Source organism: Mycobacterium sp. (assembly GCF_040398885.1).
Taxonomy (GTDB): domain Bacteria; phylum Actinomycetota; class Actinomycetes; order Mycobacteriales; family Mycobacteriaceae; genus Mycobacterium.
This window is the reverse complement of the sequence record NZ_JBBATF010000238.1, coordinates 1-3,266: the sequence shown is the minus strand read 5'-3', so window position 1 is coordinate 3,266 and position 3,266 is coordinate 1. Positions and strand designations below refer to the sequence as shown.

The following is a 3,266-nucleotide window of genomic DNA, read 5'->3' as shown; positions in this document are numbered from 1 at the left end:
AGGTGTCGATCACCACGCACGTCCCGCCGAGGAACTCCACCAACGGACGGTACATGACGAACGCCGGCTCGAAGACGATCACCTCGTCGCCCGGGTCGACGAGGGCCATGAGGACGAGCACGAGCGCCCCGCTCGACCCGCTCGTCACGCACAGTTTGCGCCGCGGATCACCGAGATCGGTGCGGACGGCGTGTTCGAGCCGTTCGCGCAATTGGGGGATGCCCTGGGTCTGGGTGTAGCCACTGCGACCGGCGTCGATGGCGGCCTTCGCGGCCGCGCACGCCGCCTCCGGCATCGGGAAGTCGGGCTGGCCGATCGCGAGGTTGATCGGATCGGGGAGACGGGCGGCGAGGTCGAACGCCTTGCGGATGCCGGAGGAGTCGAAGGCGCTCGCCCGCCGCGAGATCGGCGACCGTCCGGTGCTGGCCCGGGTGGGCTCCCCGGGCAGGCAACCCGCCGCACGGAGCGCCGCCACGACGGTGTCGACGGACTCCGCCGCGCCGTGCTCGTCTGTCCGCACGGTCACGTCGTATTCCAGGCCGTGGGCGTGGCACACCTCGTCGCTTCTTCGCGCCACACCCAGCGGACCGCCCTCCACCAGGCCGTCGCCGCGGGCCGACTCACGGCGCTCGTGCTCATCGAGCGAGCCAAGGACCCCCACCGAGAAACACCGTGCACCGGACTCCCGGATCACGGCGAAGACCTCGTCGCACCAGTCCTTCTCCTGCAGGACGTGGTCGATGATGAGATTCGTGCCCAGCTTGAGATGTTCACCCCACCCCCGGTGGATCCCGGTGAGCAGTCGTCGGGCGTGTGGGCTGAGGACGGGCCGGATCCGCGGGCTCCCGCCGTGCGTGCCGCCGGCATGCGTGTCGTCGGCGTATTCCCCGGCGGGACGGCCGTCGTTGGGCGTCCGGGAGGCGAGTCGACCGAGATCGCCACCGGAACGCTCGACAAAGTCGAGCGCATGGAGCTTGTCGGGGATCAGCCGGAACGTGTCGTCGAACGCGACACAAGCGAACGTCGCCGCGGGATTCCCGTCCGCGAGCGCGGTGAGGCGATCCTGCAGCGCCCGGCGGAAGGTCGATTTCACCTCCGAGCTCGGTCCGTTGACGAGGATCACCACCGGCTTCGTGGCACATTCAGTGTTCATGGGATCCCGTGAAGTGAAGGCATGACCGTGGTTGTGCGGTCGGGACGAACGCGGCCGGTGCGGATCGAACGGGGTGTCGATCGCCATTCCCGTGGCGCCAATCCCGGGGTACGGAGCGTACCGTGTCCGATCGCCCAACTGCCACCGTGCCTCGATGCGTGGCAGGGTTGGCAGGCTGTGGACACAAGCGGGCGTGGGGTGGATGCCCGGTGGCGGTGAATCGACCCGTGATCACCCCAGGAGCCTGGCGTAGGGGTGGAAGCGGAAACGGTTGCCGGGATCGATCTTCTTCTTCAGTGCCAAGACCGCTTCGGCCATGGCTTCCGAGCCGAAGATCACCGGCGCCGAGACGGCAGAGTCCGCATCGTCGGGTTGCGAGTGGGTGCCGCTGAAGTCGACCGACAGGCCGTTCACGCCCCGAGCCTCGCCGATGAGTCGTCTGACCAGGCCGGTGATGGCCCGTCGCTCGTCGAGCGACTTGTGCTTCGCGTCGTAGAGTGTGATCACGTCGACGAAGAACCGGTGATGGCAATTGCCGCTGGGGAGCTTCGGTTTCGTCAGGACGGCGCCGCCGAGCGTCCGGATCTCCACGATCGACAACTCCGCGTCGTCCAGTGGCGCGCGGGCCACCACGGTATCGCTGATGAAGTCCAGGATTCCGTCGTCCGGAGCGCCGGTGGTTCCCATGCAGTGTTGCAGCATGGCGAGTGGGTCGCCCTTCATCGCGGTGAGCACCGGCCACAGGGCGGCCGCAGCCTCGTACCAGGAGCCCCAGTGGGCGTGGCCGACAATCGGTCGTCGCAGGCTGGCGGCCAGGTCCTCCAGCGGCTTGACGAACTCTGCCATGTCACCAGCGAAGGAATCGTAGAAGACGACAGTCACCACCATCGCCTTCGTCCCGGTGACCACCAGCTCCATCGAGACCGATTCGTTCGGGAGCACACGGTCGCGCTGGATCCGGAGCGCGCCCCGGACGAATGCCACTGCCTGGTCCCGTGTCTCGAACGACACGACCCGCTGCTCGGCACCCCGGACGACGCTCTCGTGTTCCATGCGAATCGTCACGTCGACGACGACGCCGAGCGCGCTCCCGGCTCCCAGCATGGCGGTGAACCGTTCATCCACGGGAGTGACCACCTCGATGTCGCCCGCCGCGGTCACCAGGGTCAGGGCGACGACGCGCTGTCCCAACAGCCCGAGGCGGCGGGAAAAGTAGCCACTCAGCCCGCCGTTGACGACGTAGCCGATCACCCCGACGCCCGGGCCCGTCCCCACCGGCAACGCGCCATGACGGCCCTTGACCGCTTCCACCAGCTCGCGAAAGACGACGCCGGCGCCCACCGTGACCAGCGTGCCGTGATCGTCCTCGTGGAAGTCGATCGACTTCAGATGCACGAGGTCGAGGACGATGGCATCGGCGCTGGCGACCAGCGCCGCGTTCGACGACTCGTGTCCTCCGCAGACACACGCGATCGGCGTCGTCACCGGCGACGACCGCACCAGGCCGGCGATCTCCTCCGCCGACCGGGGACGGTACACCTGGCGGGCGCGGGTCGTCGCAGGGCGATCACTGCCGGAGAGGCCAGTCAGCACCTTGTTGCCGCTGACGCTGTACGCGCGATGGGAAAACCACTCCCCCGGGGCTACGACCCGTTCGATCGGTGCCCCCGCCTCGTCGCCAGCGGCATCGGCACCGAGTCGTCCGCCCGTCGCCAGGGCCACGCCCCCTCCCACCGCACGCACCAGCGCCGCGCGACGGGGCATGTCAGCGGATGCTTCGGGCATCGTTGCGATCCTCGTGGTGGGAGTCGGCGCCGTGGTCCTCAAAAGGGCTCTCGTCCCCAACGGGTATTGCCCCCTCGGTACCTCACCGCCAGGGCCGAACGGCGCCAGCCACGCCTGCGCTCGCCGCCGTGGCGGGAGAATCCCGGCCGGTCGCGGATCGAGCCCGCGGTGCGTCATTTCGTCGGCGACGCCGATCCGGCCCTGGAGAAGCCGACTCCGGGTCCGGTCGTGGGGGGCTGGCCCACGAGGTTCGATTCGACGTGTTTCAACCAGCGGAGAGGGCGGGATTCGAACCCGCGGACCAGCTTTTGACCGGTCACGTCTTTAG

General features: G+C 68.7%; 2 protein-coding genes. Both read right to left on the bottom strand.

Annotation, left to right across the window (positions count from 1 at the left end; translation table 11 throughout):
• Positions 1-1,153 (bottom strand): aminotransferase class I/II-fold pyridoxal phosphate-dependent enzyme (locus ADBZ5U_RS15330; protein ID WP_526811623.1); only part of this gene is annotated, 1,153 nt, incomplete at its 3' end.
• Between the two features lie 231 nt (positions 1,154-1,384).
• Entirely contained in the window at positions 1,385-2,938 is a 1,554-nt protein-coding gene (locus ADBZ5U_RS15325) for an FAD-binding oxidoreductase (protein ID WP_526811621.1), read from the bottom strand.
• Between the last annotated feature and the right edge of the window lie 328 nt (positions 2,939-3,266).